This is a genomic window from Dysgonomonas sp. GY75, assembly GCF_015234155.1.
Taxonomy (GTDB): Bacteria; Bacteroidota; Bacteroidia; order Bacteroidales; family Dysgonomonadaceae; genus Dysgonomonas; species Dysgonomonas gadei.
Window position 1 is genome coordinate 68,952 of the sequence record NZ_JADCLQ010000048.1, and the last position, 25,582, is coordinate 94,533.

At 39.2% G+C, this 25,582-nt stretch carries 23 protein-coding genes; 11 read left to right on the plus strand and 12 right to left on the minus strand.

Features of this window, described 5'->3' with window-relative positions; translation table 11 throughout:
* Positions 1-719 precede the first annotated feature (719 nt).
* The 3 genes from IR083_RS17995 to IR083_RS18005 all read left to right on the plus strand — a co-directional run bounded on the left by IR083_RS17995 (position 720) and on the right by IR083_RS18005 (position 3,211).
* Entirely contained in the window at positions 720-2,480 is a 1,761-nt protein-coding gene (locus tag IR083_RS17995) for a family 43 glycosylhydrolase (protein ID WP_194225325.1), read from the plus strand.
* 159 nt (positions 2,481-2,639) lie between these two features.
* Entirely contained in the window at positions 2,640-2,804 is a 165-nt protein-coding gene (locus IR083_RS18000) for a tyrosine-type recombinase/integrase (RefSeq protein ID WP_199343247.1), read from the plus strand.
* Positions 2,805-2,908: 104 nt separating this feature from the next.
* Positions 2,909-3,211, plus strand: a complete 303-nt coding sequence (locus IR083_RS18005) for a winged helix-turn-helix domain-containing protein (RefSeq protein ID WP_242052474.1) — start codon at positions 2,909-2,911, stop codon at positions 3,209-3,211.
* Positions 3,212-3,242: 31 nt separating this feature from the next.
* On the opposite strand, the gene IR083_RS18010 is transcribed toward IR083_RS18005, so the two are convergent.
* Positions 3,243-3,965, minus strand: a complete 723-nt coding sequence (locus IR083_RS18010) for a LytR/AlgR family response regulator transcription factor (RefSeq protein WP_194225326.1) — start codon at positions 3,963-3,965, stop codon at positions 3,243-3,245.
* Positions 3,962-4,738, minus strand: coding sequence for a sensor histidine kinase (locus tag IR083_RS18015; RefSeq protein ID WP_199343248.1), 777 nt, complete (start codon positions 4,736-4,738; stop codon positions 3,962-3,964). The genes IR083_RS18010 and IR083_RS18015 overlap by 4 nt, the downstream gene beginning before the upstream one ends.
* 579 nt (positions 4,739-5,317) lie before the next feature.
* Here IR083_RS18015 and IR083_RS18020 point away from each other — a divergent pair.
* Positions 5,318-6,322: a hypothetical protein gene (locus IR083_RS18020; protein ID WP_206759864.1), complete on the plus strand. Its 1,005-nt coding sequence runs from the start codon at positions 5,318-5,320 to the stop codon at positions 6,320-6,322.
* A 322-nt stretch (positions 6,323-6,644) separates the two neighbouring features.
* Here the strand turns inward: IR083_RS18020 and IR083_RS18025 are convergent, their stop codons facing one another.
* The 6 genes from IR083_RS18025 to IR083_RS18050 all read right to left on the minus strand — a co-directional run bounded on the left by IR083_RS18025 (position 6,645) and on the right by IR083_RS18050 (position 12,225).
* On the minus strand, positions 6,645-8,231 hold the full coding sequence (locus IR083_RS18025) for an ABC transporter ATP-binding protein (protein WP_199343250.1): 1,587 nt from the start codon (positions 8,229-8,231) through the stop codon (positions 6,645-6,647).
* A gap of 178 nt (positions 8,232-8,409) precedes the next feature.
* Positions 8,410-9,303, minus strand: coding sequence for a fimbrillin family protein (locus IR083_RS18030; RefSeq protein ID WP_194225328.1), 894 nt, complete (start codon positions 9,301-9,303; stop codon positions 8,410-8,412).
* A 35-nt stretch (positions 9,304-9,338) separates the two neighbouring features.
* On the minus strand, positions 9,339-10,244 hold the full coding sequence (locus tag IR083_RS18035) for a fimbrillin family protein (RefSeq protein WP_194225329.1): 906 nt from the start codon (positions 10,242-10,244) through the stop codon (positions 9,339-9,341).
* Between the two features lie 23 nt (positions 10,245-10,267).
* Complete coding sequence (locus tag IR083_RS18040) at positions 10,268-11,116, minus strand: FimB/Mfa2 family fimbrial subunit (RefSeq protein ID WP_194225330.1); 849 nt, start codon at positions 11,114-11,116, stop codon at positions 10,268-10,270.
* Between the two features lie 21 nt (positions 11,117-11,137).
* Positions 11,138-11,713 (minus strand): DUF3575 domain-containing protein, encoded by a 576-nt coding sequence (locus tag IR083_RS18045; protein ID WP_194225331.1) that lies wholly within the window; start codon positions 11,711-11,713, stop codon positions 11,138-11,140.
* A gap of 68 nt (positions 11,714-11,781) precedes the next feature.
* Positions 11,782-12,225 carry a helix-turn-helix domain-containing protein gene (locus IR083_RS18050; protein ID WP_194225332.1) on the minus strand — a complete coding sequence of 148 codons (444 nt, stop codon included), beginning with the start codon at positions 12,223-12,225 and terminating at the stop codon, positions 11,782-11,784.
* Between the two features lie 439 nt (positions 12,226-12,664).
* Between IR083_RS18050 and IR083_RS18055 the strand changes: the two genes are divergently transcribed.
* Entirely contained in the window at positions 12,665-13,321 is a 657-nt protein-coding gene (locus tag IR083_RS18055) for a helix-turn-helix transcriptional regulator (protein ID WP_194225333.1), read from the plus strand.
* 153 nt (positions 13,322-13,474) lie between these two features.
* Here IR083_RS18055 and IR083_RS18060 read toward each other — a convergent pair whose 3' ends face one another.
* Entirely contained in the window at positions 13,475-15,208 is a 1,734-nt protein-coding gene (locus tag IR083_RS18060) for a helix-turn-helix domain-containing protein (protein WP_194225334.1), read from the minus strand.
* Between the two features lie 178 nt (positions 15,209-15,386).
* The gene (locus IR083_RS18065; protein WP_194225335.1) at positions 15,387-16,508 is read right to left on the minus strand and encodes an AraC family transcriptional regulator; all 1,122 of its coding nucleotides are present in this window, start codon (positions 16,506-16,508) and stop codon (positions 15,387-15,389) included.
* 306 nt (positions 16,509-16,814) lie between these two features.
* Here IR083_RS18065 and IR083_RS18070 point away from each other — a divergent pair, with 306 nt between their 5' ends.
* The 6 genes from IR083_RS18070 to IR083_RS18095 all read left to right on the plus strand — a co-directional run bounded on the left by IR083_RS18070 (position 16,815) and on the right by IR083_RS18095 (position 22,757).
* Positions 16,815-17,786, plus strand: a complete 972-nt coding sequence (locus IR083_RS18070; protein WP_194225336.1) for an aldo/keto reductase — start codon at positions 16,815-16,817, stop codon at positions 17,784-17,786.
* 115 nt (positions 17,787-17,901) lie between these two features.
* Complete coding sequence (locus tag IR083_RS18075; protein WP_194225337.1) at positions 17,902-18,441, plus strand: glutathione peroxidase; 540 nt, start codon at positions 17,902-17,904, stop codon at positions 18,439-18,441.
* 791 nt (positions 18,442-19,232) lie between these two features.
* Complete coding sequence (locus IR083_RS25010; RefSeq protein ID WP_410492890.1) at positions 19,233-19,733, plus strand: DUF418 domain-containing protein; 501 nt, start codon at positions 19,233-19,235, stop codon at positions 19,731-19,733.
* A gap of 59 nt (positions 19,734-19,792) precedes the next feature.
* Positions 19,793-20,656 (plus strand): DUF3737 family protein, encoded by an 864-nt coding sequence (locus IR083_RS18085; protein ID WP_194225339.1) that lies wholly within the window; start codon positions 19,793-19,795, stop codon positions 20,654-20,656.
* Between the two features lie 5 nt (positions 20,657-20,661).
* Entirely contained in the window at positions 20,662-21,822 is a 1,161-nt protein-coding gene (locus tag IR083_RS18090; RefSeq protein WP_194225340.1) for a MalY/PatB family protein, read from the plus strand.
* On the plus strand, positions 21,819-22,757 hold the full coding sequence (locus IR083_RS18095; RefSeq protein WP_194225341.1) for an EamA family transporter: 939 nt from the start codon (positions 21,819-21,821) through the stop codon (positions 22,755-22,757). Before IR083_RS18090 ends, IR083_RS18095 begins: the two co-directional genes overlap by 4 nt.
* Before the next feature lie 559 nt (positions 22,758-23,316).
* On the opposite strand, the gene IR083_RS18100 is transcribed toward IR083_RS18095, so the two are convergent.
* Both IR083_RS18100 and IR083_RS18105 read right to left on the minus strand, forming a co-directional pair.
* Positions 23,317-24,858, minus strand: a complete 1,542-nt coding sequence (locus tag IR083_RS18100) for a hypothetical protein (protein WP_194225342.1) — start codon at positions 24,856-24,858, stop codon at positions 23,317-23,319.
* Positions 24,859-24,865: 7 nt separating this feature from the next.
* Positions 24,866-25,519: a hypothetical protein gene (locus IR083_RS18105; RefSeq protein ID WP_194225343.1), complete on the minus strand. Its 654-nt coding sequence runs from the start codon at positions 25,517-25,519 to the stop codon at positions 24,866-24,868.
* Between the last annotated feature and the right edge of the window lie 63 nt (positions 25,520-25,582).

Sequence of the window (25,582 nt, forward strand, 5' to 3'; positions counted from 1 at the left end):
TTAATCGTTAGCTGATAGCTTGTAGCTCTTTGAAAAAATGAATTAGCAGATTTGTAAATTAGCATATTAGCAAATGGCTTTTTTAGTTGAAAGTTGAAAATGGAAAGTGAATGGTTCACTACTAACTGTTTACTGAAATAAGTGTTACCTTTGTTACCTTTTATATCGTGTTCTTTGTGTAACTCTTTGTGTCCCTTGTGGTAAAGTGCTTTAACCGCCCGCTCACGCAGACGTCCCGTCTGTGTGTTGCGTGCCCTGTTAACAAGACACGGACTGGAAGTCCGCGCTAGCAGGGGGTAACGTTTTTTTAGAGTTACAAGTTACTGCGCCCTGCGGGCAGTTACGAGTTACGAGGGAAAAAATTTTTCGTTCTTAATTATTAATTGTTTTCCATGTTACTTTTGTTACCTTTTTCATTTTAACCACGGAGTCAAAGGAGTAACGCGGAGTTTTTAATAAACGGGATGCTTCGCTTCACTCAGCATGACAGGGTATAAGAGTCCTCAAAAGGCTAACGGCTAAAAGCTATCAGCTAAAAAACTGTTACTTCTGTTACCTTTTAACCAAATATAGTTAATGAATACAAAAATTACAGTAAAATAATAATAGAAAAAGTGTCAGATCTGTCAGGTTTTAACTAAATATAGTTAATTAACGTAAAATTATCTGATGGTTAAAATTTCCGATTTTCATTTACCTTAATTTCAAATACAGATAGTATGAATAATTTAAAAATAATGTTATCCCTGTTGTTTTTTGTGGGGTGCCTGCATTTACCGGCACAGCAGAAAACGTATTGTAATCCCGTCAATCTGGATTATGGTTACGGGCCTATCCCGAGTTTTACAACATGGGGGAAGCACCGGTCTACGGCCGATCCTGTTATTGTCAATTATAAAGGGGATTACTATTTATTCTCTACCAACCAAACCGGATATTGGTGGAGCAGTGATATGTTGAACTGGAATTTCATTTCAAGAAAATTCCTTACGCAAGAGGCTATAGATACTACTCCTAACAAATGGGATGACCTTTGTGCGCCGGCAGCCTGGGTGCAAGGTGATTCGCTATGTGTTTTCGGGTCTACCTATTCCCGGGTTTTTCCTATATGGGTGAGTACCAACCCAAAGGAGAATGAGTGGTCTAAGGCTGTAGAACATTTTGATATCGGAGGCTGGGACCCGGCTTTCTTTGTAGATGACGACCAACGCCTGTATATGTATAACGGCAGTAGCAATGTCTACCCTTTGTATGGTATTGAACTTGATAGGGCTACATTCCAACCCATAGGGACACGTAAGGAACTTTTGTTATTGGATGATGACCGTATCGGTTGGCATCGCTTTGGTGAACATATGGATAATACATTTCTGAAACCTTTTATGGAAGGAGCCTGGATGACTAAGCATAATGGAAAATATTATCTGCAGTGGGGCGGCCCGGGTACCGAATTCAGCCATTATGGAGATGGAGTTGCCATAAGTAATAATCCTTTAGGGTATTTTGAACATGTATCTTTACCTTTTAGTATGAAGGCCGGCGGGTTTATCCGCGGAGCAGGTCACGGTGCGACATTCCAGGATAATAGCGGCAACTATTGGCATACTTCTACAATGGTGATAAATGTGAAAAATAATTTTGAACGCCGTATCGGTATATGGCCTGCCGGATTCGACAGAGATGATGTAATGTATTGTAATACTGCTTTTGGAGACTATCCTCACTATCTGCCGGATGGGAAACCGGCCGACCATCAGAAAAGCCGTTTTACGGGCTGGATGTTACTCAATTATAAGAAGCCTGTTCAGGTATCGTCTGTTTTTGGAACGCATAATCCTAATAACATTGTCGACGAGGATATAAAAACATATTGGAGCGCCAGGACTGCCGGCAAGGGAGAATGGCTTATCTCCGATTTGGGCGAAGTATCCACCGTATATGCCCTGCAGATAAATTATGCCGATCAGGATGCTGAGTTTTTGGGCAAGCAGCAGGGCATATATCATCAATATAAGATCTACTATTCACCGGATGGAAAAAAATGGGATGTCCTTATTGACAAGAGCAGGAATGACAAGGATCTGCCGCATGACTATGTAGAACTGGAAAGACCTGTGAAAGCCAGATATCTGAAAATGGAGAACATTCATATGCCAACAGGTAAATTTGCAATATCGGGTTTCAGGGTGTTCGGGATAGGTTCGGGACAGAAACCGGATAGAGTAGAGCAGTTTATGGCCCTTAGGTCGGATGTGACAGACAGACGGAATGCGTGGTTGAAATGGAAGCCTGTGGACAATGCCTATGCTTATAATATATATATAGGTCAGGAGCCGGACAAGCTATATAATTGTGTGATGGTATACGATGTGAATGAGTATTATTATCCGGGCATGGATAAAACCAAACCTTATTATTTTGCGATAGAGGCAATAAATGAAAATGGAGTTTCTGAGCGTACTCAAGCAGAGACTCTATAATCTGGAGTTTGTGTGAAATTTTAGAAGCTTAAGATACTTTGCAAATAAAAATCTTTCACTTTTTGTATAAAGTTATTTGGTGTTGTGTAGAACCATGCAAGCACAAGCATAAAGAACCGCCAAATCGTTATCTAACACAGGATTGACTCTTGTAATCAGTTGATAATAAGCTGGGAAAATCAATTCGGCTGCTGTTTGAAGGAAACAGCAAATCTGTTCGGGATTAAGAAGAAGCTGACCACGCATTGCTTACGCCACACATTCGGAACTATAATGCTGACCAAGGGCGTATCAATAGAGAGTGTTTTATTATTCTCTTATTAGGAGGATGGTTTATCAGTTGGAAAGAAAAAATAATATTTAATTCACAGAACCTATTTTTCATGAAGTAGCCGAAGAAACACTCTTGGTATAAAAAACAGACGCGTATGTATAATAGTTCGAATATCAATCATCATATGTACTACTTTAGCATTCTACCGACAATCTCAACAGTATATTGTATTACTTTTATTTGCGCTATGTTGAAAGAAGCTATTAGTATCGATGCAAAATATATACAAGAATTGCTTTCTTCTGGTCGAGGATTGGCAATTGAAGAACTAGTAGAAATAACCGGATATAGAAATGATTATATATGCCTCGTTCTTGGGTGGCTGTCAAAAGAGGATATCATCAGCTACTGGGAGACAGACGATGGATTGGTTATTAAGCTAAACGACAAAACATAATTATTTATCTTAATATCAGTATTATGTCTATTTATTCAAGATTAAGGGTTCCCCCAGAATATACTGAAAAGAACTCTTTCTTATAAACCTCACCCAATGAGATTTCGTAGCCTCCAATAAATATACTGTGATGGTCAAATGATTCCACGTAGTTTGTATTTACTATATATGATTTGCTTACACGCAAAAAGATATTCTGTGGCATCTTCTGATGAATATTCTTCAAATTCATCGCCGTAATAAGTTTTTGACTGGTTGTATATATGACAACATAATCTTTCAGACCTTCAATATACCTGATATCAGAAAAATTGATTCGATGAAACCTGCGTTCTGACTTGATAATTAAAAATTCGTCCGTTCCTCCTTCTATTATACTTTTCTCTGTATCATCCGACAGTAGTTTCTTATATGTTTCAGCCTTGTTTATAGCCTTTTCGAGTCGTTCTTTGGCAATTGGTTTGAGAAGGTAATCGATTGCATCCAGTTCATAGCTATCCAACGCATATTGTGAATATGCCGTTGTGAAAATGATCAAAGCTTTCTTCGGCAACTGAGCAGCAAATTCTAATCCGGTTACCATTGGCATCTCTATATCAAGAAAAATGAGATCTACATCATTTTCTTCTAAGAATATCAACGCACTTTGGGCATTCGAGAATTTGCCTAGTATTTCAGCTTTTGATATTTCTCTTATCTGCGCTTGCAGTTCTTCCCTTGCCAGAGGTTCGTCGTCTACAATAATACAATTCATAGCGGAATTATCAATTTAACATTATACTCTCTTTCTGAAACATTAATCTCCAGAGAATGACTGTGATTATATAAAAGTTCCAGACGCCTTTTTATATTTGCCAGCCCCAATCCATTACTTTTTCCTTTCGATGGAACATATTCAGGGTCTATCGAATTAATACAGGTAAAATACAGTTTATCCCTTTCTATGTCTATATTAATTCTAATGTAGGATTCAGTCCCTGTAATATTTACACTGTGCTTTACAGCATTCTCTACAAATGTGGTAAAAAGGTTAGGAGGAATAAATATACTTCTGAAAATAAGGGGATCATCTTTGCTCGGACTAATATCGACTGATAGGTTATCTCTCCTGAGTTTCTCCAAGTCGAGAAAGTTGGTGAGAAAAACAATTTCAGACTTAAGCAATATCTTTTCTTCATTATTCTCATATAGTTGGTATCGAAGGAACTCTGACAGTTTCATAATAACAATAACTGCTTTCTCCTGATCGGTGCGCACCAGAGCTTTGATACCATTGAGCATATTAAATAGAAAATGAGGATTGATTTGATTACGCAATTCACTCAGTTCCATTATTAATGTAATATTATTCAGCTCCGTTATTTTTTCATTATCATGCACCCATCTTTGAAAGAGTTTTATCATCGTGGTCACTAATATAACAGCTCCGATTGTAATTGTGCTTTGATACATATTTCCGTTTCCTGAGGTTTTATCATAATACACATTCTGTATTGGTTCGAAAATATGGTTTAAGAAATACCTCATCGTAAAGAGATCAATGGCTACAAGTAAAAGCAGTAGAAATATATAAATGACATATTGGTTTTTGAAGAAAAGTCGCGGAACCAATATATTCATGTTGACATAAAATGTTATTATCATAACAATATATACAAACAACAACCGGATATATCGGAAAATACCCGGATACTCTGAAAACTGACCAGAACAAAATATAAGAATAAAAACGCCCGATAAGAGTACTATATGCCGTAGTAATCTATATCGGTCATTAACCATCAGTTGAAGAATCTTTGTATTCTTTATTACAATCGGTTCATGTCCCATATATCCTGTAGAAATAAAATTTAAACAAAGATAAAAGAATAACATCTCTGTTATCTAAATATTATACGAAACAACCTGATAGATATACAAAATCCGGATTAGAAAGCAGACTAAAAAGGCTTTAGTATAAAATGAAGCGGGTTTGGTATAAAATAAAAAAAAGGGTTCAGCATTATCTATTTCTTTGCCACGTGATAATATTTAGGAAGCATCATACTCATCTTATTTAATAATATATTTATGGAAGTGTTTATATTTATGGAAGTGTTTAAAAGAATGGTCTTAGTTCTCGGCATTCTGATTTTCTCTATTCAATCTTTCTCTCAAAACAATGACAGTATACCTCCAATGGCAAAAGAAGGCTTGAATCCGTCTCAGAGAGCTGCGGCTATTGCTGCCGCAAAATTCACAATAGCCCGTCCTTTAAACATCGAATTCACTCAATTGATGCCGTATAACTTCACATTGAAGGATGGGAACAATTCATACCCCGATAGTAAGGTCAAAGGACTAGCTCAAGCAAAGATTAATACCAATATCAACATTATACAGAAAAAGAATTGGCTTTTCGGAACTACTCTGGGATACAATTATATCTCAGTGAAAGCTGATATGACAGAGCCTTTTTCGCAAACGACAAAGAATGTAGATAATGATTTTCATTATTTCCATGCAGCAGCTAATGTAGCTTACATCTCAACTTTGTTCAAAAAAAGGACAGTTTTTACCTCCAGTATAATTGTTGATGGTAGTGAGAAGCATTTTGAGCGTATAAGGGGATTGCTGTCAGGTACAATGGTACTCAAAGCCAATGAACGCACAAAAATGAGTGTTGGATTTGTTATTCCCATCGATCCACTGTCTGAGGTACCTTTCATCCCGACTTTCTCATATGAACATAAATTAAGAAACGGGCTTATAGTGGATATTATCCTTCCAAAAAATCTGTATCTGAGAAAACATGTCTTTAGTAATGGAAGGCTTTCATTAGGTGCAGAAATGGATGGAACAACCTTTTATCTCTATAATATAGACGGCACAGATCAAAAGTATCAGTACAGGCAGTTGGATATTAATTCCGGATTTGTTTATGAGCATCTTATTGCAAACTCTTTTCTGATTACGGGTAAAGCAGGTGTAAGATTCACTCCGTCTGGCAGATTGTTCAGAAAACAGGATTCATATAGTGATCCTGTATTAAAAATGAGTGCTGATCCTGCATTCTATTTTAACATTGGTATATCATTTAGTCCTTCCTTGCTTATTGGTAAGAAAAAATAATATTCAGTTAGTTTAAACTAGCTGATCAAACCTAATACAGAAGGGTATTTAACAGCCTCCATAGAATTATTTACATCTAATTTCTCTAATATTCTTTGTCCATGTGTATTTAAAGGCAAATGGTATGGCGGCGGTACTTTTGCTTACCCACACCTCTGGAAAATGAAAAAAGCAGACACAAAATATAAGGAAGACTGAAGCAACCTAAGTCTGCCGAAAGAGAATATAGAAAATAAACAACGAAAGCAGAATCAAAATATCGCTCAAAAAAGGGAAAAGGAAAATGGACTGGGATTTTAATTGTTTTTTTGAGACTGTCAAATCATTTTTCTTTCCGTTCCAGTTGAATTATATAATCGCAGAACTCCGCAACCGTCTCACGATGGGTAATAAAAACTAATGTTTTGTCTTTCGTTTTTGAGATAAGCCTTTCCATCAGCAACTGTTCCGTTCCTTTGTCCAATGATGAACTAAACTCGTCCAGAAGAAGTATATTGCCGGAACGAAGCAATCCCCGGGCAATACAGATGCGTTGAGCCTGTCCTTCACTCAGTCCCGCTCCTTTTTCCCCGCAAACGGTATTCATCCCATCAGGCAGGCCATAGACAAACTCAGCCACTGCGGTTGTTAATACGTTTCTTAATTCTTCTTCTGTTGCATCCGGATTACCCAACAGGAGATTATCCCGTATCGTTCCGCTAAGCAATGTATTTCCTTGTGGTACATAAACCATGTTACAACGGGTAAGCGGACTTGTTGCTATCTCCTGTTGCCGGTTGTATATGTATATCTTCCCCTTCTGCGGGTAAAGCAAGGAAAGAATCAACCGGATAAGGGTACTTTTGCCCGTACCTGTCTCACCGATAATTACCGTGCGGCTGCCCGGAATAAAATCGAAAGAAAAGTCCTGTATTACCTGCCGGTTACCACCGGGATAAGTAAATGAAATATTTTCGATGCGAATACCTGTATTTCCATCAAAGGTTAATTGTCCCCCTTGCTTTTCCAAAGGAATGTCGCTTAACTCTTTCAACCGTTCTGCCGATGTAACAGATTGCGCTATTGATGGAATGTAACCACCAAGATCGACCATTGGGCGTTGTACCTGTCCTACCAATTGCAGGAAAGCAGTCATAACCCCAAAAGAGACTGAGCCTTCATCGATTCCGTTTACTCCCCACAGAAATGCAATGACATATCCTGTGGCAAAACCTGCCATAACCAGTGTGCGCGAAAAAAGCGTAAAGTTAATGCGTTTCAGGGATTGCCCATACAGTATATTTTGAAACAATCCCAGTTTACCTATAACCATATGATTTTGTCCGAGGGTTTGTATAAGTACCTTGTGCTGTATCTTTTCCTGTATGTGCGACTGTATCCGGCTGTCAGAGGTTCGTATATCTTTTGTGAGACATCTCATCCTTTTCATATAATATTTACTCAACAGCAAAAAAACAGGCATTATAAAAATCATTATCCAAGCCATTTGTGTGTCCAGGCGGGTAAGGAAAAGAAAGGCGGCAAACAGCTGGAAACAGGCAACAATCACAGAAGGAAGTATTTTGCAGAATGTCTCGGATACAAGCCGTACATCCTCTTCCATACGGTTGAGTACATCTCCGCTGTGGAAACGTTCTTTCCCGCTCCAGGCACTCAACATCGCATTCGTGAACAGTTTATGTCTCAACTTGTTTTTAAGGCATATGTCATTCATGTTTTCCTGGTAGTTATTCCATGCCGAAAGCGATAATTCTATGGCGACAGTTACAATCAACAAAGCTGTATAATACCCGATACTGCCATCTGTGGTATGGCTGGCAATATCTATAAGCTGTTTGCATCCCCATACGAATAACAGGGATACGCATACACGCAGTATGCCTGTTATACTATTGAGGAGGATAGGCAAGCGTAATCCTTCAGTAGCATGCCGGAGCCAGTGTATGTGCTGCTTTAACTTACCTGCTTACTGTATAAGAGATTTTATCCTGAAAAAATGACTGACAAGGCCAAGACATTACAAAAAAACAGGAAGAAGCAGGCCCCACCTTGCTTCTTCCTGAAAATAAATCTAAACCTGTATGGTACTATTGCGGTTCCGGGATTTCTTCATAAAAATCAATCTCTTCATCTATCTCGTCCTGAAATCCCCATGCTGCGATGGCACCGTAAGCTAAAACGACTGCGTCACGCCGGATATCCAAGTTTAGTTTTAAAATTTTGCCGCTTTCCAATTTTGTTATCGAGGCAGGAACTTTATACATAAATGTTTTCCCGCCAATCAGAATTTCTATCATATTAGCCCCTGCTGTCAATGTTTGAGGAGCTACGATAAACTCAGTCCAGGCTCCTGTCTCCGGAAGATAGAGGTCTGTACCTGAGGCTGCTGCGTCATCTACAGTACCATCCCTAAAATTGACCGAAGCATCGGACTTTAAGTTTTTCAGCGTGATAGTAGCATTGTCAAGGTCAGCAGTAGAATAATAGTTTGTAGCTAGAGTTATCACCAATTTATGCATCACATGCCCGAAGTCCAGGTTTACAGACTGAAGCTTGGATACGGACGGGAGTTTAGTTGCCATCAGCAGGTCTTTGGCTGCTTCTGTGGCTGCATCTGCCACTTTGTATTGCGCCGTGCCGGATTCTTCATATACCGGATACCAGGCTGTAAAATCAATGGGATTACCATCAGGAGCGATTAGATCCCAATATAGAGGGGTTCCGCCTCCCACTTCATAAGTCATGAGACCTCCCGCTAAGAGGCTTGGACTGAAGTATAGTAAGCTAAACCTATCCCCCACTTCAAATTCTCCACTGCCATCGTTTTCGAAAGTAGCCTTCAACTTACTATCAGTAGGTGCTCCAATGGTGGCTACGATTTTTACTTCCTCGCGCGAGTTATTTATTTCCTCATCGTTCGAGCAGGCTGTGAAAGCCAGCGCTGCAATCAATGTAGCTGTAAAAACTTTGTTTGTTTTCATTTTTCTAATTAATTTAATGATAAAAAATTATATGTTTAATTTTTGGTTCGTTCATTCCGGTTTGTAACGACCCGGCGGGAATATATACCTTCGTTATCCCATGCTTCCACACGGACGGACTTAGCTTCTATATTCACCGGGGCAAAGCGGAGCGGAGCCGTATTTATAAGTTCGAAGTTCAGGGTGAGCGTTTTGCCGCTTTCCAGTTCTGTCAATCCTTCCGGCACTTTATAAGTGAATGTCCTGTCGGCGGCGGGCAGGAAGATTTCTATAAATCCTGTGCCCGGACTTAACACTTGGGGGGCCACGATGATCTCCGCGAGAGCGCCATTCGATATCGTGTAAGGGTCTGTTCCCGAAGCTTCGGCCGCGATCACAGTACCATTGTCAAAATCGGCCATAGCATGTGATTTGAGGTTTTTCAGGGTAATTACAGCCTCTCCGAGCTCTTCCTCCGTGTAATAATCCGAGCTCAGCCTTATTACCAGCTTATGCATCACATGCCTGAATTGCAGGTTTACAATATCACCCCTGTCAACCGGAACTGCCGGCGCCATCAGCAGATCTTGTGTATTGTAATCCTGACCTGCTATAAGATATGGTTCTTCTTGGTCGCTTGCATAATAAGCAGGATACCATGCGCTGATATTGAGGGGGCTGCCGTCAGCACTGATTTCGTCCCAATAGAGGGTGGTGTTCCCTATTTCGTATTCAACCGGTACAATCGAATTCGGACCAGAGCAGTTCAGATATAATATATCGCCGGTTTCAAATTCACCGCTGCCGTCATTTTCAAAAGTAGCCTTAAGCTTGCTGTTTGCCGTTGAGCCGATGGTGGCTACGATTTTTACTTCTTCGCGCGGGCTGTTCACCTCGTCGTCGTTCGAGCAGGCAGCGAATGCAAGTATTGTCATAAATACCGTTATAAATATCTTTTTCATTTATTCATGGATTTTATATATTATCATTGTATTTCGGCATTGCCGCTTATCTCGTCCTGCACTTCCCAGCCTGTTATGCCTGTTCGTATTTCTGTGACAGAGAATATTTCGGCGTTGCCTTTCAGTGTGAGGGGTTTATGCTTATCATGGTTGAAACCAGCCAGCATGGAACTTACATCCGAGACTATCTGTTGCCTGGTTCCGTTTCTATAGGTAATATCCAGCGTCAGCTTCTGAGATTCGGCAGTCAGGCCTATCAGACGCACGGATGAAACCAGCTTGTTACCGTCTAACCTGAATACGGGTATAACCTTCAATCCTGTGCCCGAGTATGTATCCGTTTTCATATCCATACCGTTTGCCACCCCGCTCAGCGAAGCTGTTACCGACTCTATGTTATCGATGTCTCCACCTGTAATGGTCAATTCGATATTCAGCAGACGTACCTGCTGCTGCATAACAACTGTCACCGCCTTTTCCTTATCGTTTTCAAACTCTATATCCAATGCTGAATAGAACAGGTATCCGGGTTGCGCGTCCACGATATTGCCCGAAGTGGCGACGGCAGCCGTCGCCGAAATCTCGTCCAGGGTTATTCTATCGACCGGATTATAAACAGCCAGGGGGTATGTCCCGGCATCCAGTTCGGGTAAGGTATTGGTGACAGTTTTACAGGCCAAGCTTTGATTATTGATAATCACGGTATAGGCAGACGGGATCGTGATGCCTTCCGTCCGGTTTGTCCAGTCGGTAGTCAATATTACTTTGGGTGGCTCCATCAGGTATTCCTTACAGGTACAGGAAGTTACAATCAGGGAAAACAACCCGGCAACAACTGTAAACGATATATTATTGATTTTAAATGTTTTCATTTTTTTTAGTTTTCAGGTTAATCAGTTTATTTTCCACACAAGGGTTATGCTTGCGCCTGTCAGCCCCCAGTAGCCATGGGAATACTTATCCCTGGTGCGGATATTCCCGCCGCTAGTCCGGATATATTTTTCCGTATCGTACAAATAGAGATACCCCACAGACAGGCCTACGTCAACCGACAGGTTATGTCCGTAGTCAAACTGGTGCCCGAACGTTAATCCGCCTCCGAGGTAATTACCTTGTATTTCCGTCATGTTGTATTCACCCATGGTATATTGTACCCCTAAATAATTGTATTTGAACTCACCTGCATAATAACGGACTTGTGGGGCCAGGTCGCAAAAATGCCAGTATTTATCGTTAACACTCCTGCCCCGCCGGGAAAAAGCGCCGTCGACAATCAGGCCGATATTGTCAGATACCTTGTATTCCAGCCCAAGACCAGGCTTGAGCATCAGCCATGACAGGCTATTGGTCCTCAGGATAAGGCTGCCCTTTGGGAAATAAGTCGGTGGGGATTGCTTTACTTCCTGCGCATGGGAGAGAATCCCCGTAAAAAACAGGATGCAAAGCAGCACTGTTTTACTGGTTTTCATTAGGTTCATCATAGTTAATTATTACTTTATTTAGTATTGCTATTTTTACCGGAACCAAGTCCGTTACCTTATTGTGTTCTTTTTCCTTTACGGTAATCTTTAGGGGAAATATTATACATCATCATAAACTGCCGCTGAAAAGTGCGTACTGTCCCAAAGCCTACTTTTTCAGCTATTTCTTCAATAGTTAAGTCTGACTGCTCAAGCAGAATAACTGATTCTTTCAGGCGAAGCCTGTTCACACATTCCCGGAATGACAAGCCAAAACAGTATTGGAATCTCTTTATGAAAATGCTTCGTCCTGTATCCATCCGTTTTATCAGAGTATCACGGGATAAAGTCGAATCCCGGTACGCTTTTTCTTTAATAAAAATCCGGCGTATCGTTACGCAGAAATCATCCTTGCTATTTGTTGAAAAAGAAAGATCATTTTCAATATCTTTTTCTATTTCGGAAAAAATATCGTCTATAATATTAACCTTGTCTTTCTTATTATGTCCGGATGCTTTCATATAATATTCCGTTATTCTGGCAATAAAAAATTTGTGCGTTTCTATTATTACAAATGTAATTTACAGTCGTAAAAACTTTAGCGACAATTCGTCAGAGAAATGCGACAATTGATATTATACCTGATTATCAATGTTATAGACATAAAGTTTCAGAAGTAGTTTGAGTTATAACGGAGTATTTGACTATTATATGCGTAGTGTTCCGGTGTATCCGGGGGAAGGAGGCCACCATAACGCGGTTATGTTTTCGGGCAGCAGACAAGCTCAAACACGTTTTGCTCTACGCCGGCTTCACCGGATTGGGCGCCCCGCCTTTGAAAGAAAGGCCGTTTTGGCAAGGCAACGAGCCGGCTGCCGTTTTTTTTTTCATGCATTAAGAGTCTAAACTGTTAAAATTCTGCATAAATAGAAATCCTGTTTATCTATATTGTAAAACATTATGGCAAAGTACAGTACGGAATTGACAGAAAAGATTGTAAGCCTGCTTGAAGACGAATTTTTCACCGTGTCGCAGGTATGTAAGGCAACAGGCATCAGCCGTGAGACATATTATTGCTGGATGAATACCAAAGGCGATTTCCGCAGCGAAGTGGAACAGGCGGTAGCGCGCCGCGAAGCCGAACTGATGACGATGATGCATGCTTCGCTGAAAAAGAAACTTGAAGGCTATTACACCACGGTAGAAAAAGACATCTATGTCCCCGATGGGCATACAGGCGAACTTGTTTTCAAGCAAAAGACAGTTACGAAGAAGGAATGCCCGCCCGACCTTCGCACAATAAAGATGCTGCTTGACAGACAGGATAAGAATAGCCCCTCCCGGCCTCCCCGGGGGGATGAGAAAGCCGCTAAAGAATGCACAATGAAGGATGAAGCCGGAACTCTGGAAAAAATAGAAGAAGCAGATAATAGTATAGAGCAAAAACCGGCGGAAGAAATATTGGAAACCTGCGCGGAGGGCATCACTGAGTTTCCCCCGCAAAACGGACATATAAAAAAGGATATGCAAATACTTACATCTTCACAGAAAAGAAAGGCCGAACACAAAAAGAAGAAAAATAAGGCCCTGCGGGCAGTTATAAGTGATGAGTTTTAAGTAATAAGCGCTAACGCGCCACGACTGTTAACTGATGACTGCTAACTGACAAAACTGTCAGATGTGTCAGGTTTTAACAAAAACAGGCAAGGAATATAATTCAAACAGCTTCTCAATAAGTCAAAACTTAGAACTGTAAGATTGATATTATTTTTATTTCATTGCAGCTTTTCGATATTCTTTAGGAGACATGTTGTACTTTGCCTGAAACTGCCGCTGGAAAGTACGCACTGTACCAAAGCCCGCCTTCTCAGATATTTCTTCTATCGACAGGTCCGATTCTTCAAGCAGGGTGATGGAATCTTTCAGACGGAGAGAATTTACGTACTCGGAAAACGACATTCCAAAACAATACTGAAAAGCGTCTATAAACAGTTCTTTATTCGTACCCAGCCGTTCTACAATATTATCACGGGTTATCGTCTGTTCACGATATGCTTTTTCTTTATGTAACATATCCCGGATGGCAATACATAGTTGGTCTTTACGCTTTTCGGGGCAAAGCTCGTCATCTACATCTTCTGTCTCAAAAGCGGTTTTATTGAGGAGTTCTATTTCGTCTTTTGTCTGTTGAGTTTGTATTTCTTTGATTTGCTTAACCAAAGCTTTGTTTTTCTTTGTTATCTGATGATTGTAATATATCCACATGCCTAATGTAATAATTAGCAATATACATCCTGCGAAGGCAAAATACATATATGAACGAGCCTTTTCTTTTTCAGCTATATGCGTATCTACTTCGTATTGAGTACGAAGTTCGTCGAGTTGGGCATGAAATTCCTGATTGGAGAGGGAGTCTTTTCGTGCAAGTATTGTTTCAAATAAAGATAAAGCCTCTTTATTGTCTTCCCCTCTAAGCAGTATTTCCATTTTTGCCCTCATTATCTCAACAGTTACATCCCATTCATTGTAAGCAGAGAATGTTTCATAGGCTTCGTCCAGCAATTTGAGCGCTCGTGGATATTCTTTCTTTGAAGTGAGAATTAATGCTTTCAGGAATGATATATTCGCAGAATTTGAGGGGTCTGAGCAGATCATTAACGAAGAGTCGCAGTAAGCTTCCGCTTCGAATAGTTGATTTTTATCAAAATATATTTGTGCATAAGCTGCATATACCTGTCCCCAGGCAATCGGATTTTCCAGTTTTTTTCGTGTTTCGTAGTCTTTAATCGCCTTCTTCCAATCCGGGATAAGTTGAAGTGCTTCATCTGAGCGTTTCTCAGCTGATACGATTTCGAACAAGTAGTAGTATGACTGGGTTAATAACGAGGTTTTGTCATCTGTTTTTTGTTGTATTTCTATACATTTCCTAAAATATTCCCCGGCTTCACGAACCCTTCCTGTTTTATGATAGACTAAAGCCATAGAATAGAATGCGGCTGAAATGCCATTGTCATTCCCTTGTTTTTTTGCTAATTGATATAGCTCTTTAGCTTTGTCTATCGTTTTTTGGTATTGCTTATCAAAAAAGCATGCTTCCAGAAATATGGCATATGCCTGATAGTAATATTCCCACAGTTCGTTTTTTTCCAAAAACTTTAATATATGCGGAGCCTGCTGTATCGCGTCTTTCATTTGCTCCCTATTGCAGTAGGCTGCTAACAGATTGACATACAACATGCCTTCTTCCTTTAGGTTATTCTGGCTTTGGGCTTCCTGGATATAATCATTAAAATAAACCTGCACAGAATCCATGTTTTCTTCATTATGATATACCGACAACATAAGCTGGTAATAGGCATTCAATCTCTCGCCTCCGGTGAGGGAAGAAATGACTCTCAGTAATGAATCCTTTTCATGATGATATGCTACTTGAGCTAAAGTGGCCGAAGAAAACATCAAAAAGATGAAAATAATAGATCCGGATACAAGATTATTGTTTTTCATTTTATAGGAGTAGAATAATAAAAAATATGTGTTAATTTACAACTATAGTTTTTGCTGTACAGACATGAGATATATCCGGAACAAATCTATTCGTTTTGTAATAAATATCTTTTTATAGCTTGTTATTTTTTGTTTGATAATTCAAAAAATAACAAAACAATTTATGAAAAGAAGGAGTTTAAACAGGCTTCTGCTGTTGTTTGTATTGGAAAGGGGTTAAACCTGTTATTTTTTGAAATTGCTGGTGAAAATTTGCACGATGGTTGAATCCGACCAACTCACGTACTTTTTCTAAAGATATCTCCGGATTTTCTTTGAGTATAGACTGTGCTTCACAGATACGCAATTCTGAACGCCATGTGCGAAAATCGGTCTGCATATATGTTCTGAAATAATATTGAAGAAAACTATGATTTACTTCGAGCGATTCAGCTATTTCATCAACACTGATATCTTTTTGGGTGAATTTCTTTTCTTCAATCCATTTATCCAAAATGAAACTGAACTTTTCAATTTTTTCTATCTTGTATTGAGGGGCGCACTTATCACTTGTTTCTTCACTTGTTTTCTCGTTTTGATTTATAACATGAATCGCAAATTTAAAATCTATCTGATAATTATAGAACCGGCTGACCATATATGCATAATAGGCTGTATATACAATTGAAAAAAGTATATAAAAATAAAGATTGAGAAACAAGGATGTTAAAGCAAGTATACCAATTATTAATGCCCCACAAAAGGAAAAATTCACCCATCTCAGGCGAATACGTTCATCCTCGTCGTAATATTCTTCTAACGAGCGCAAACACACATTATATTTGAGTCTGAATAAGTATATATAAAAAGAGAGCTGGGAAAGATATGCAACCACAACTATATAAAAAACAAGGTTATATAGGAAGTGCGAAGTAAAGAATAAAGCAAGAAGTAGAAGGACAGCAACGAAGGTAATGATTCCTAACTGAACAAATATTTGTTTACTTTTAATATCAAGAGGTTGTATTAAAGCCAATATGGTGTAAGTAAACAGTAAGGCTTGATATGATGCTATAATCAGGGTACAGGATGCCATTAGCGATTCATTTTTGGTCTCTTGTTGCGAGAGGAAACTCACAAATCCGGATATTCCCAGAACGAAATAAGAAATAGCCAGATAGTTTCTTGAAAAACGTAAATTGTCAAGTTCTTTACCGGGAGCAATATGCAATCCGAGTAACATTATTCCCAGTATAGTAACAGTAAACGATATGGCAAATGTTAATATATAATAGAATGTAACAGGATCGAAGATATCCATGGCATATTATATTTGGCACAAATGTAATTTATTTTAAGGATAAGACAAAGGATTGCTTACGTGATAAGTATATGGGTTCAGGGTAAATACGTTCTACAAATCGATTCATAATAGGAATTATTTTCTACATTTATGTTAAGAGTTATCCGGGATGGAGACCAATCCATTATTACCTCATTTGCAACCTTAAAAAACTGTCAATATCATTTATTTCGTTTTGAATCTTTCTTTTTTCGCTTTAAATAGCAATGTATAAAAGATAAACAAACAAAAGATTATTTTTATAATCTAAAATACCATTATAAGATGGAAAGAAGGAGGTTTATTCAAGCGGCAGCGCTCTCCGCTTTAGGGATTATGGGGAAAGGGATCAAAGTATCGGCTAGTGAACGGAAATCCCACCCTGACGGGTTGAAAAAGGTACTGGGCAAAACAGGATTCAATATTTTTCCGGTTGTCTACGGTGGAATTGTATCGATGCGGGATGGACAGCCTGCATCGGATAACTATGTCTCATGGGCAGCTGACCGTGGTATAAATTATTTTGATGTAGCGCCCAGCTATGAAGACGCACAAGAGAAGCTGGGAAATTCCCTAATCCCTTACCGTAAAAATATTTACCTTGCCTGTAAGACCGGCAGGCGGATGAAAACGGAAGCGGAACATGAATTTGAAGCATCGCTGAAACTATTGCATACTGATTATTTCGATGTATATCAGATGCATGCCATGTCTACGCAAAAAGACATCGACCATGCATTCGGTCCCGGTGGCGTTATGGAAATGATGATACGTGAAAAACAGGAAGGCCGTATCCGTAAACTTGGCTTTACGGCACATTCGGAAGAAGTTGCCATAAAAGCGATGGATTTATATGATTTCGATACGGTTATGTTTCCGGTAAACTGGATGATGAATATGCACAATAAAATGGGCACAGCCTTATGCACACAGGCGAAAACTAAAGGAACCGGAGTCCTTGCTATAAAACCGCTTATCCATCGCCATTGGAAAGATAAAGCCGAACGGGAAACCTCAAACTATCCGAAAGCATGGTGTAAACCTATAGATACCGCTACCAATAAAGAATTAGCCATAGCAGCTATCAAATATACATTTCAATGCGGACCGGACGTTATTATTCCTCCCGGAGATTTTAAAAGCTTCTCGTTTGCAGTCGACCATATTGATGAAATACTGAACAATCCATTGACCCAAGACGAAAAAACCTTATTAGAAAAGGAATATAAAGAAGTAAAGGACTATCCGTTTTTTTAATCATTTAAATAACATGATAAGGTTCAACAAGCTGTTAGTATTCCTGGCTCCGGTACTTTTATTATGATAAGTGGTGATATATAGATATAGAAGAATAACATCAAAGTTTATTTATATGAAGAAAGTAATATTCTTAATTACGGTATTGGTAATGTCAATAACGGTTTTTTCACAGAATAAGTCATTCTATGATTTTAAAGTGAAGACTATAGAAGGAAAAGATTTTGATCTTTCCAGCCTGAAAGGCAAAAAAGTACTCATTGTAAATGTTGCCTCAAAATGCGGGCTTACTCCTCAATATAAGCAACTACAGGAATTGTATGAGAAATACGGTCCGGAAAAATTTGTTATCATCGGATTCCCTGCCAATAACTTCGGATCGCAGGAACCCGGTTCCAATGAAGAAATAAAAGAATTTTGTTCATTGAATTATGGCGTTACTTTTCCTATGATGGCCAAAGTATCGGTTAAAGGGGAAGATATAGACCCGCTGTATGCCTGGTTGACAGAAAAAAGCGGGAACGGAAAACAAGATGCCGACGTAACCTGGAATTTTCAGAAATTCATGATCGATGAAAACGGTAACTGGATAGCATTTGCGGAACCCAAGGTCAATCCTTTCGACAAATCTATAATCAGTTGGATTGAGAAGTAGAAAAAGTCTTTCTTTAATCGATCAATGAAACATTTGAAATACAAGAAACCGTAAAATAAGAGATGTCTGAAATCAGTCCGGTAAAACCCAAAGAAAGGTATGTAATTCTAGATGCATTAAGAGGAATGGCATTGTTTGGAATCTGTATTGCCAATTACCCTGAATTTTCGCTCTATTCCTTTCTAAGCAAGTATGTAACTTCAGCCATGCCCACGGCCGGCATCGATACGGTGGTGAAATATCTGCTGTATATTTTTGTTGACGGTAAATTCTATACCATTTTCTCTCTGTTGTTTGGAATCGGTTTTTCGATTATACTCTCCAATGCTACGCGGAACGACCGTAATAATTTGAATGTATTTTACCGGAGAATGGCTGTTCTGACATTAATCGGTCTTTTCCATTTATTGTTCATCTGGGCAGGAGATATCCTCTTACTTTATGCAATTTTGGGATTTGTCCTTACCTTATTCCGGAATATGCCGGATAAGAAGCTGTTGATATGGTCTGTTATATTATTGGCATTTCCTGTTCTTATAGATGGATTTACACAGATATACGGATGGAATCTTGCCGCTCCTGTTATAAAGGCAACCGGATATTTTCATGACAAGTATGGGATAACGGAGACAAATTTTCCCGTATGGCTCGCCGACAAACAGAATTATGCAGATATACTTAAATTTAATATTGCAGGCTCTTTTATCCGTATGCAGGAGTTTATTGAAGGAAACCGTGTATTTAAAGTAATGGGATTATTTTTGATTGGCTTATATATCGGAAGGAACCGCATGTATGCCAATTTGGAGAAAAACAAAAATCTTTTGAAGACCATCCGTTTTTATGGATATATTATTGGACTGCCCACCTCCTTGCTTTATGCCTGGAGTGCGATGAACGGGCATCCTTTGGGATTAGCCGCCCACTCGGCTGTATATACCGTCAGTGTATTTCCGCTTAGCCTGGCATACATTTCAACTATCTGTCTGTGGCATATTAACCGTAAAGAGCATATCTTTTTTAGAGCGATGGCTGCTCCCGGCAGAATGGCACTCACAAACTACATCATGCAATCTGTTTTCGGTATAATAATTTTCTACGGAGTAGGATTCGCTCTGGGAGCTACACTAGGACTAATATACGTGGAGATGATCGCCATTGTAATATTCCTTTTACAGATAACTTACAGTCATCTGTGGCTATCCGGATTACAATTCGGTCCATTGGAATGGGCCTGGCGTATGCTGACCTATGGAAAGTTTTTGAAAATCAGAAAACAACAAGTTTTATAAGCTACTATAGCCCAATCTAAATGATATACATTAATAACAAACTAATAAATAAATCTTGAATGGAAAAAACAAAAGAAGTAATCAGCAACACATTTTTCGAAGGTGAAAGGCCATTATTTGCTACAGACAATTTACGCCTTGAAAATATCAAATTTTATCCCGGTGAATCTGCCGTTAAACAGTGTAACAATATAGAAGCATACAAGTGTGAGTTTCTGAGTAAATATCCTTTTTGGCATAATGACAATGTGTTCATTGAGGATTGCCTGTTTACCATCTATAGCAGGGCTGCTATATGGTATTCAAAAAATGTAAATATGATAAACTCACTTGTAGAAGCTCCGAAAATGTTCCGTGAAGTGGATGGATTATATCTCGAAAATGTGAAGCTCCCGAACGCCGGAGAAACGATCTGGAATTGCAGGAATATAAAACTCCGGAATGTACAGGCACATGGAGGTGATTACATTTTCATGAACGGTGAAAATATCGACATTGAGAACCTGTACCTGCAAGGGAATTACTCTTTCCAAGGTACTAAGAATGTAGTCATTCGCAATGCGCATCTTGATACAAAAGACGCATTCTGGGAAACAGAAAATGTAACGGTTTATGACTCTGAAATTAACGGTGAATTTTTAGGGTGGCATTCTAAGAATCTCAAGCTCATTAACTGTAAAATATCCGGAACGCAGCCTCTCTGTTATGCAACAGGGTTAGTTATGGAGAATTGTACGATGGCAGAGACATGTGATTTAGCTTTTGAATACTCAACATTGAAAGCTGACATAAACGGCCACATCCTTAGTGTGAAAAATCCAAAAGGAGGAAGTATAAACGCAAAAGGGATTGGTGAAATAATCATTGATAAAAACTGCCAAAATCCGGGTGACTGCAAGATAAGTCTGGAAGAAAATATCTGAACCGAATGAAATATAATTTTGACAAAACAGTTATTCGCAGGGGAAGTAATTCCTACAAATGGGATACATCAAAAGACGAAGAGATACTTCCGCTGTGGGTAGCCGATATGGATTTTCAAACGGCACCCGAAATTATAGATGCATTGCATAAGCGCGTGGAACATGGTGTTTTTGGGTATACAAAAGTACCTCCGGCATATTTCGATGCAATAACCTCATGGTTTCAAAGAAGGCATAATTTCACCATCGATAAAAAGTGGATATTATTTACTTCAGGTGTCGTTCCTGCGCTATCAGCTGTTATCAAAGCCTTATCAGAACCAAGCGATAAAGTTATAGTACAAACGCCTGTTTATAATTGTTTCTTCTCTTCCATTCGCAATAATCAATGTATAGCCGAACTGAACGACCTAATATATAAAGACGGGGCCTATAGCATCGACTATGAAGACCTGGAACGGAAGGCTGCCGATCCAAAGGCTAAGCTGCTGCTGCTTTGCAATCCGCACAATCCCGTAGGAAGGGCCTGGAAACGGGAAGAGCTACAACGTATCGGGGAAATATGCCTGCGCAATAATGTAATTATCATTTCAGACGAGATACACTGCGACCTTGTTTATGAAGGCCATACACATATACCCTTTGCGTCTGTCAATGAAGAATTTCTGCAAAATTCCGTTACCTGTATTGCTCCTACCAAAACATTTAATTTGGCAGGGATACAGGTTGCCAATATAGTAGCTGCAGATGAGAAGATCAGGGCAAAAATAGACAAGGCTCTCAACATAAACGAGGTCTGTGAAATTAATGTTTTTGCTGTAGAAGCCCTTATTGCAGCCTATAATAATGGTGAGGACTGGTTGACAAGCCTGAAAACCTATTTGTATGAAAACTATACCGTACTGACCGGATTCTTCAAAGAATATCTTCCGCATCTCCCGGTAATAAAGCTGGAGGCAACTTATCTGGTATGGGTAGATTGCTCGGCCCTGCAACAAACATCTAAGGAAATTGCAGAAACCCTGCTGGCGAAAGAAAAGCTATGGGTAAACGAAGGAACCATGTATGGAGAGGCTGGAAAGAGTTTTATACGTATCAATATTGCTACCCAAAGAGAAAATTTGATCAGAGCCCTGGAAAAAATCAGGAATGCATACGGAAAATGAAGCTACGAGAAGGAACGGGTAAAAGGACAGTAAGCATTATTATTGCGTATTTCCTTATTTATGTAGTCTGGGGTTCCACCTATTATTTTATAGGAGTAGCCCTGAAAGGCTTTTCCCCGTTCATTCTCGGAGCTTTACGATTCACTGTTGCCGGATTGACACTTTTATCCTGGTGCTGGTGCCGGGGTGAGCCTGTCTTTAAAAAAACACTTATTCGGAAATCTGCTGTAAGTGGTATTGTATTACTGTTTATAGATATGGCGGTGGTCATGCTTGCTCAGAAATATGTCAGCAGCAGTCTTGTGGCAATTGTCGCAAGTTCTACTGCCATTTGGATTATGGCGCTGGATGCTCCTATGTGGAGCAGGAACTTCCGTAATCCGGCTGTAATAGCAGGTATGGTTATTGGTTTTCTTGGTGTCACGTTGTTGTATTTCGAGCAATTTAACCAAAGCAGCAACCTTAATAACCATAGTGAATACGGAATATTACTCCTTCTGTTCGGATGCATATCATGGGCATTGGGGACACTTTATGCTAAATACCGTTCATCAGGTGAAGAAGAAGTGAATGCATTTGCCGGTTCTGCCTGGCAAATGATTTTTGCCAGTCTTATGTTTTGGATATGTGCCGGATTCAGCGGAAATATAGCAGGAACAGACCTGGACACAGTACCGGTCTCATCGTGGCTGTCATTAATCTATCTGATCGTATTCGGCTCCATTTTGGCATATTCCGCCTATATCTGGTTATTAAAAGTGCGTCCGGCTACCGAAGTGGCCACCCATGCCTATGTTAATCCTTTTGTGGCTGTTGTCATCGGGATGACATTTGGTAAAGAAATTGTTACATGGGTACAGATAGCGGGCTTGATTGTGATTTTATTCAGCGTGATGTTAATTAATAAAAAGAAGAAAATCAGGAATGACAAATAAACGAAAATTGCTGTGGAGCCTTAAAACAGAGTCAATATCTGGCTTTTTCGTCTTTAACCTCTTTTTTTACTTTGAATGGTAAATGTATGACAGTTAAACAAACAAAAGATTATTTTTACAGTCATGAATATGGATCATATTATTGAATTATTGCATAAAAGAAAATATTCCTGTGTGATCTCAAACGGAAACGAGATCCGCACTTTTGTCAAAGATGGACTAAATTTGTGTAAAATATAACAATAATGGAGTTTACACGCAAATTTCCTTCATTAAGCAAACTCTTATCAGGCAGAATGATACTTGTTATGAGTTCATTCTTAGCTGTTGATCATGACATATACAAACATCGTGAATTTCGCATGGCATTCCACCAGATCAGAGACAAACTCAGAGCATAATTCGAGGCGTACTAAAGGAGATTAATGATCTGTCCGAAGATATCCAAATTATGTATCAGAACAGTGGTAATGTAATAAATTCAGGTTATTAATTATATAATGGTTAAGATCTTTGTTTTGAGATAATTTCCACTTTTTGAACCTAAAGTATTCGATTCTTATTTTATCACAGGAGCCACCATTCTATTAGAAATAATAGTCTGAAAAGGAGATACATCCACATTGACAGTAGCAGGTAGAGATCGATATGCCTCATCGTCGTATGGTTCCCCGTCTTCATCTTTTGATTTAATACTATATTTGACTGTAGCCAACCCAATAAAATTTTTGGCCGGAGTAAAAGTGAGTACTCCGGCTTCAAAATCAAACAGCCAATTGCCTTCTATAGTATCATAAACAGTCATGTCGTTGTCAACTACTCCCAAAAAATCCCCACTGTCGTCACAAAAACGGAATGAATTTGGATTTAGATGCTCTTTGTCTCCTATCTGCGTTTTTGTAATCTGTCCACTATAGCCGATATCATTATCCAGGATATCAATAACAACAGGTATTGTCGAGTTTGTAGAGGTATAATCATCATTAGCTTCCGCCGAAGAAGGTAGGGATATTTCTAAATCCCTGATTACATGAATATCTGTTTCAGCTCCTGTACTAGCAGCAAAGCCAATACGCAAATACATCGGAATAGTTGCATTCAGGAGAGTAGTTGTGCTCTGCGGAGTTGCTGAACCGCCGACAATATTATCCCCCTCCAATCCATAGGCATTCTCAGCATATTCAAGAAAACTTCTATATGGGTAGTCATCGATAACGATTGTCTCCGTTTCTCCATGCTGGATTGTGACTGATATTTCAAAGCCTTCATTAGGGTCCAAAGGGTATATTTCAATAATAGCTCTCCTATAATCAGATTGATCTTCTCCTCTTAGATTGAAATCCCCACTATATGTATTTATGGAAGAATAGCCTCCTCCTATATCGTTAAGCTGCCACCCTTCATTATTACTCAAAGTTGGCTGACTGATCAACACAGGGTAACCCATATAGCCGTCGTCCATCCCGGCAATAGACGCAAAGTCTGTCACTTGCCTAACTCCCCCTCTGGCTCCGCGTAGAGTTACATTACTAATATATCTCTCCCCTAAATCTCTGGAAATGTTGGGAATTCCATTTTTCCGAGCCTCTCCCTGCCAAAACCTATTCTTAAAATTTCCGTAAGAATCCAGAGCTATACCCAGATAAGCGCCACTCAGTCCTGTCGCTCTATTATCCATATAATTGAGATCTGCCCTGTTATAGGTATACCCAAGAGATGCGCCTATGCTTCCAATAACAGGATTGTTCATGCTTGCATCAAAGAAAAACACACATATTCCATCTGCACCACTGCCGCCATACATTAGGTATTCAAACTCTATTCGGATCCCTTGTATCGACTGAAACTGATGATCTCCGATAAAAACTGCACCGAATCCCCCAATTTGGTTTGAGGTCAAACGCAGCCCTTCAAAAGTAAACGTAGCATCATTCTGGAAATCAGGATCCTGAGGTGTTACTATCTTTATTTCCACAGGTTTCGTTTCAGTTCTAAAACTTTGTGAATAAGGAAAATCTCCATAAACCTGAGCCCGACCTAATTGATTGATAAGAAACAACATACTAATTATGATACAACGAGCTGCATATTTATTATCCATAGCATTATTATTTTAAAACGAATACAATGTTGATTAAAGAATAAGCCGAGGCTGCCTGTTTTATATTATACTCCAGGACTCCAGATTCCGACAAAGATATTATCTCAAAGACCTCTGCGTCGTAATAAGTTATATAGTAGTATAGATCATTGGCGTTTAGTATATATGGAATACTTTCCGGAGCATCAAAACTTCTCACAATTGGATTTGCAAATTGCTCTCTATAAAGTTCATAAAGGTTTTTAGTAAAGCCTTCTCCCGCAGATGATGTATCGAAAACGACGGAAGGCATATAAAACCAGCTGGTATAAAATGCGTGAGACGAAGGAGTGTTTACCTTTTCCCATCTCTCCCCTGTATTATAATATACTCCCCGCTCTACAAAACCATTTTCTACAATATTATAGATAAACATACCTTCCTTGTGTTCTGTAAGAGGAAGAGGGTCATAAATGTCTCTTAACTGTACCCTTGGCAATAAAAGGCCTCTGGTCGAATTACCACTATCATCTTCTTTTAGATCTAAAAGGGCATTCTCGTCAGGGGGAATTCCCGAGCCAATAGTAACCTGCGCTTGCAGAGATAGGATCAGACTCAATAGAACAAATAAAGAAAAAGTTCTTACTGCTATCAGGGGACGTTTTAAAATTATGTGTCTCATTTTATTTTAAGTTAAGTTATAATTGAACAATATCAAGCATTAGTTCATTTGTAATAATATTGT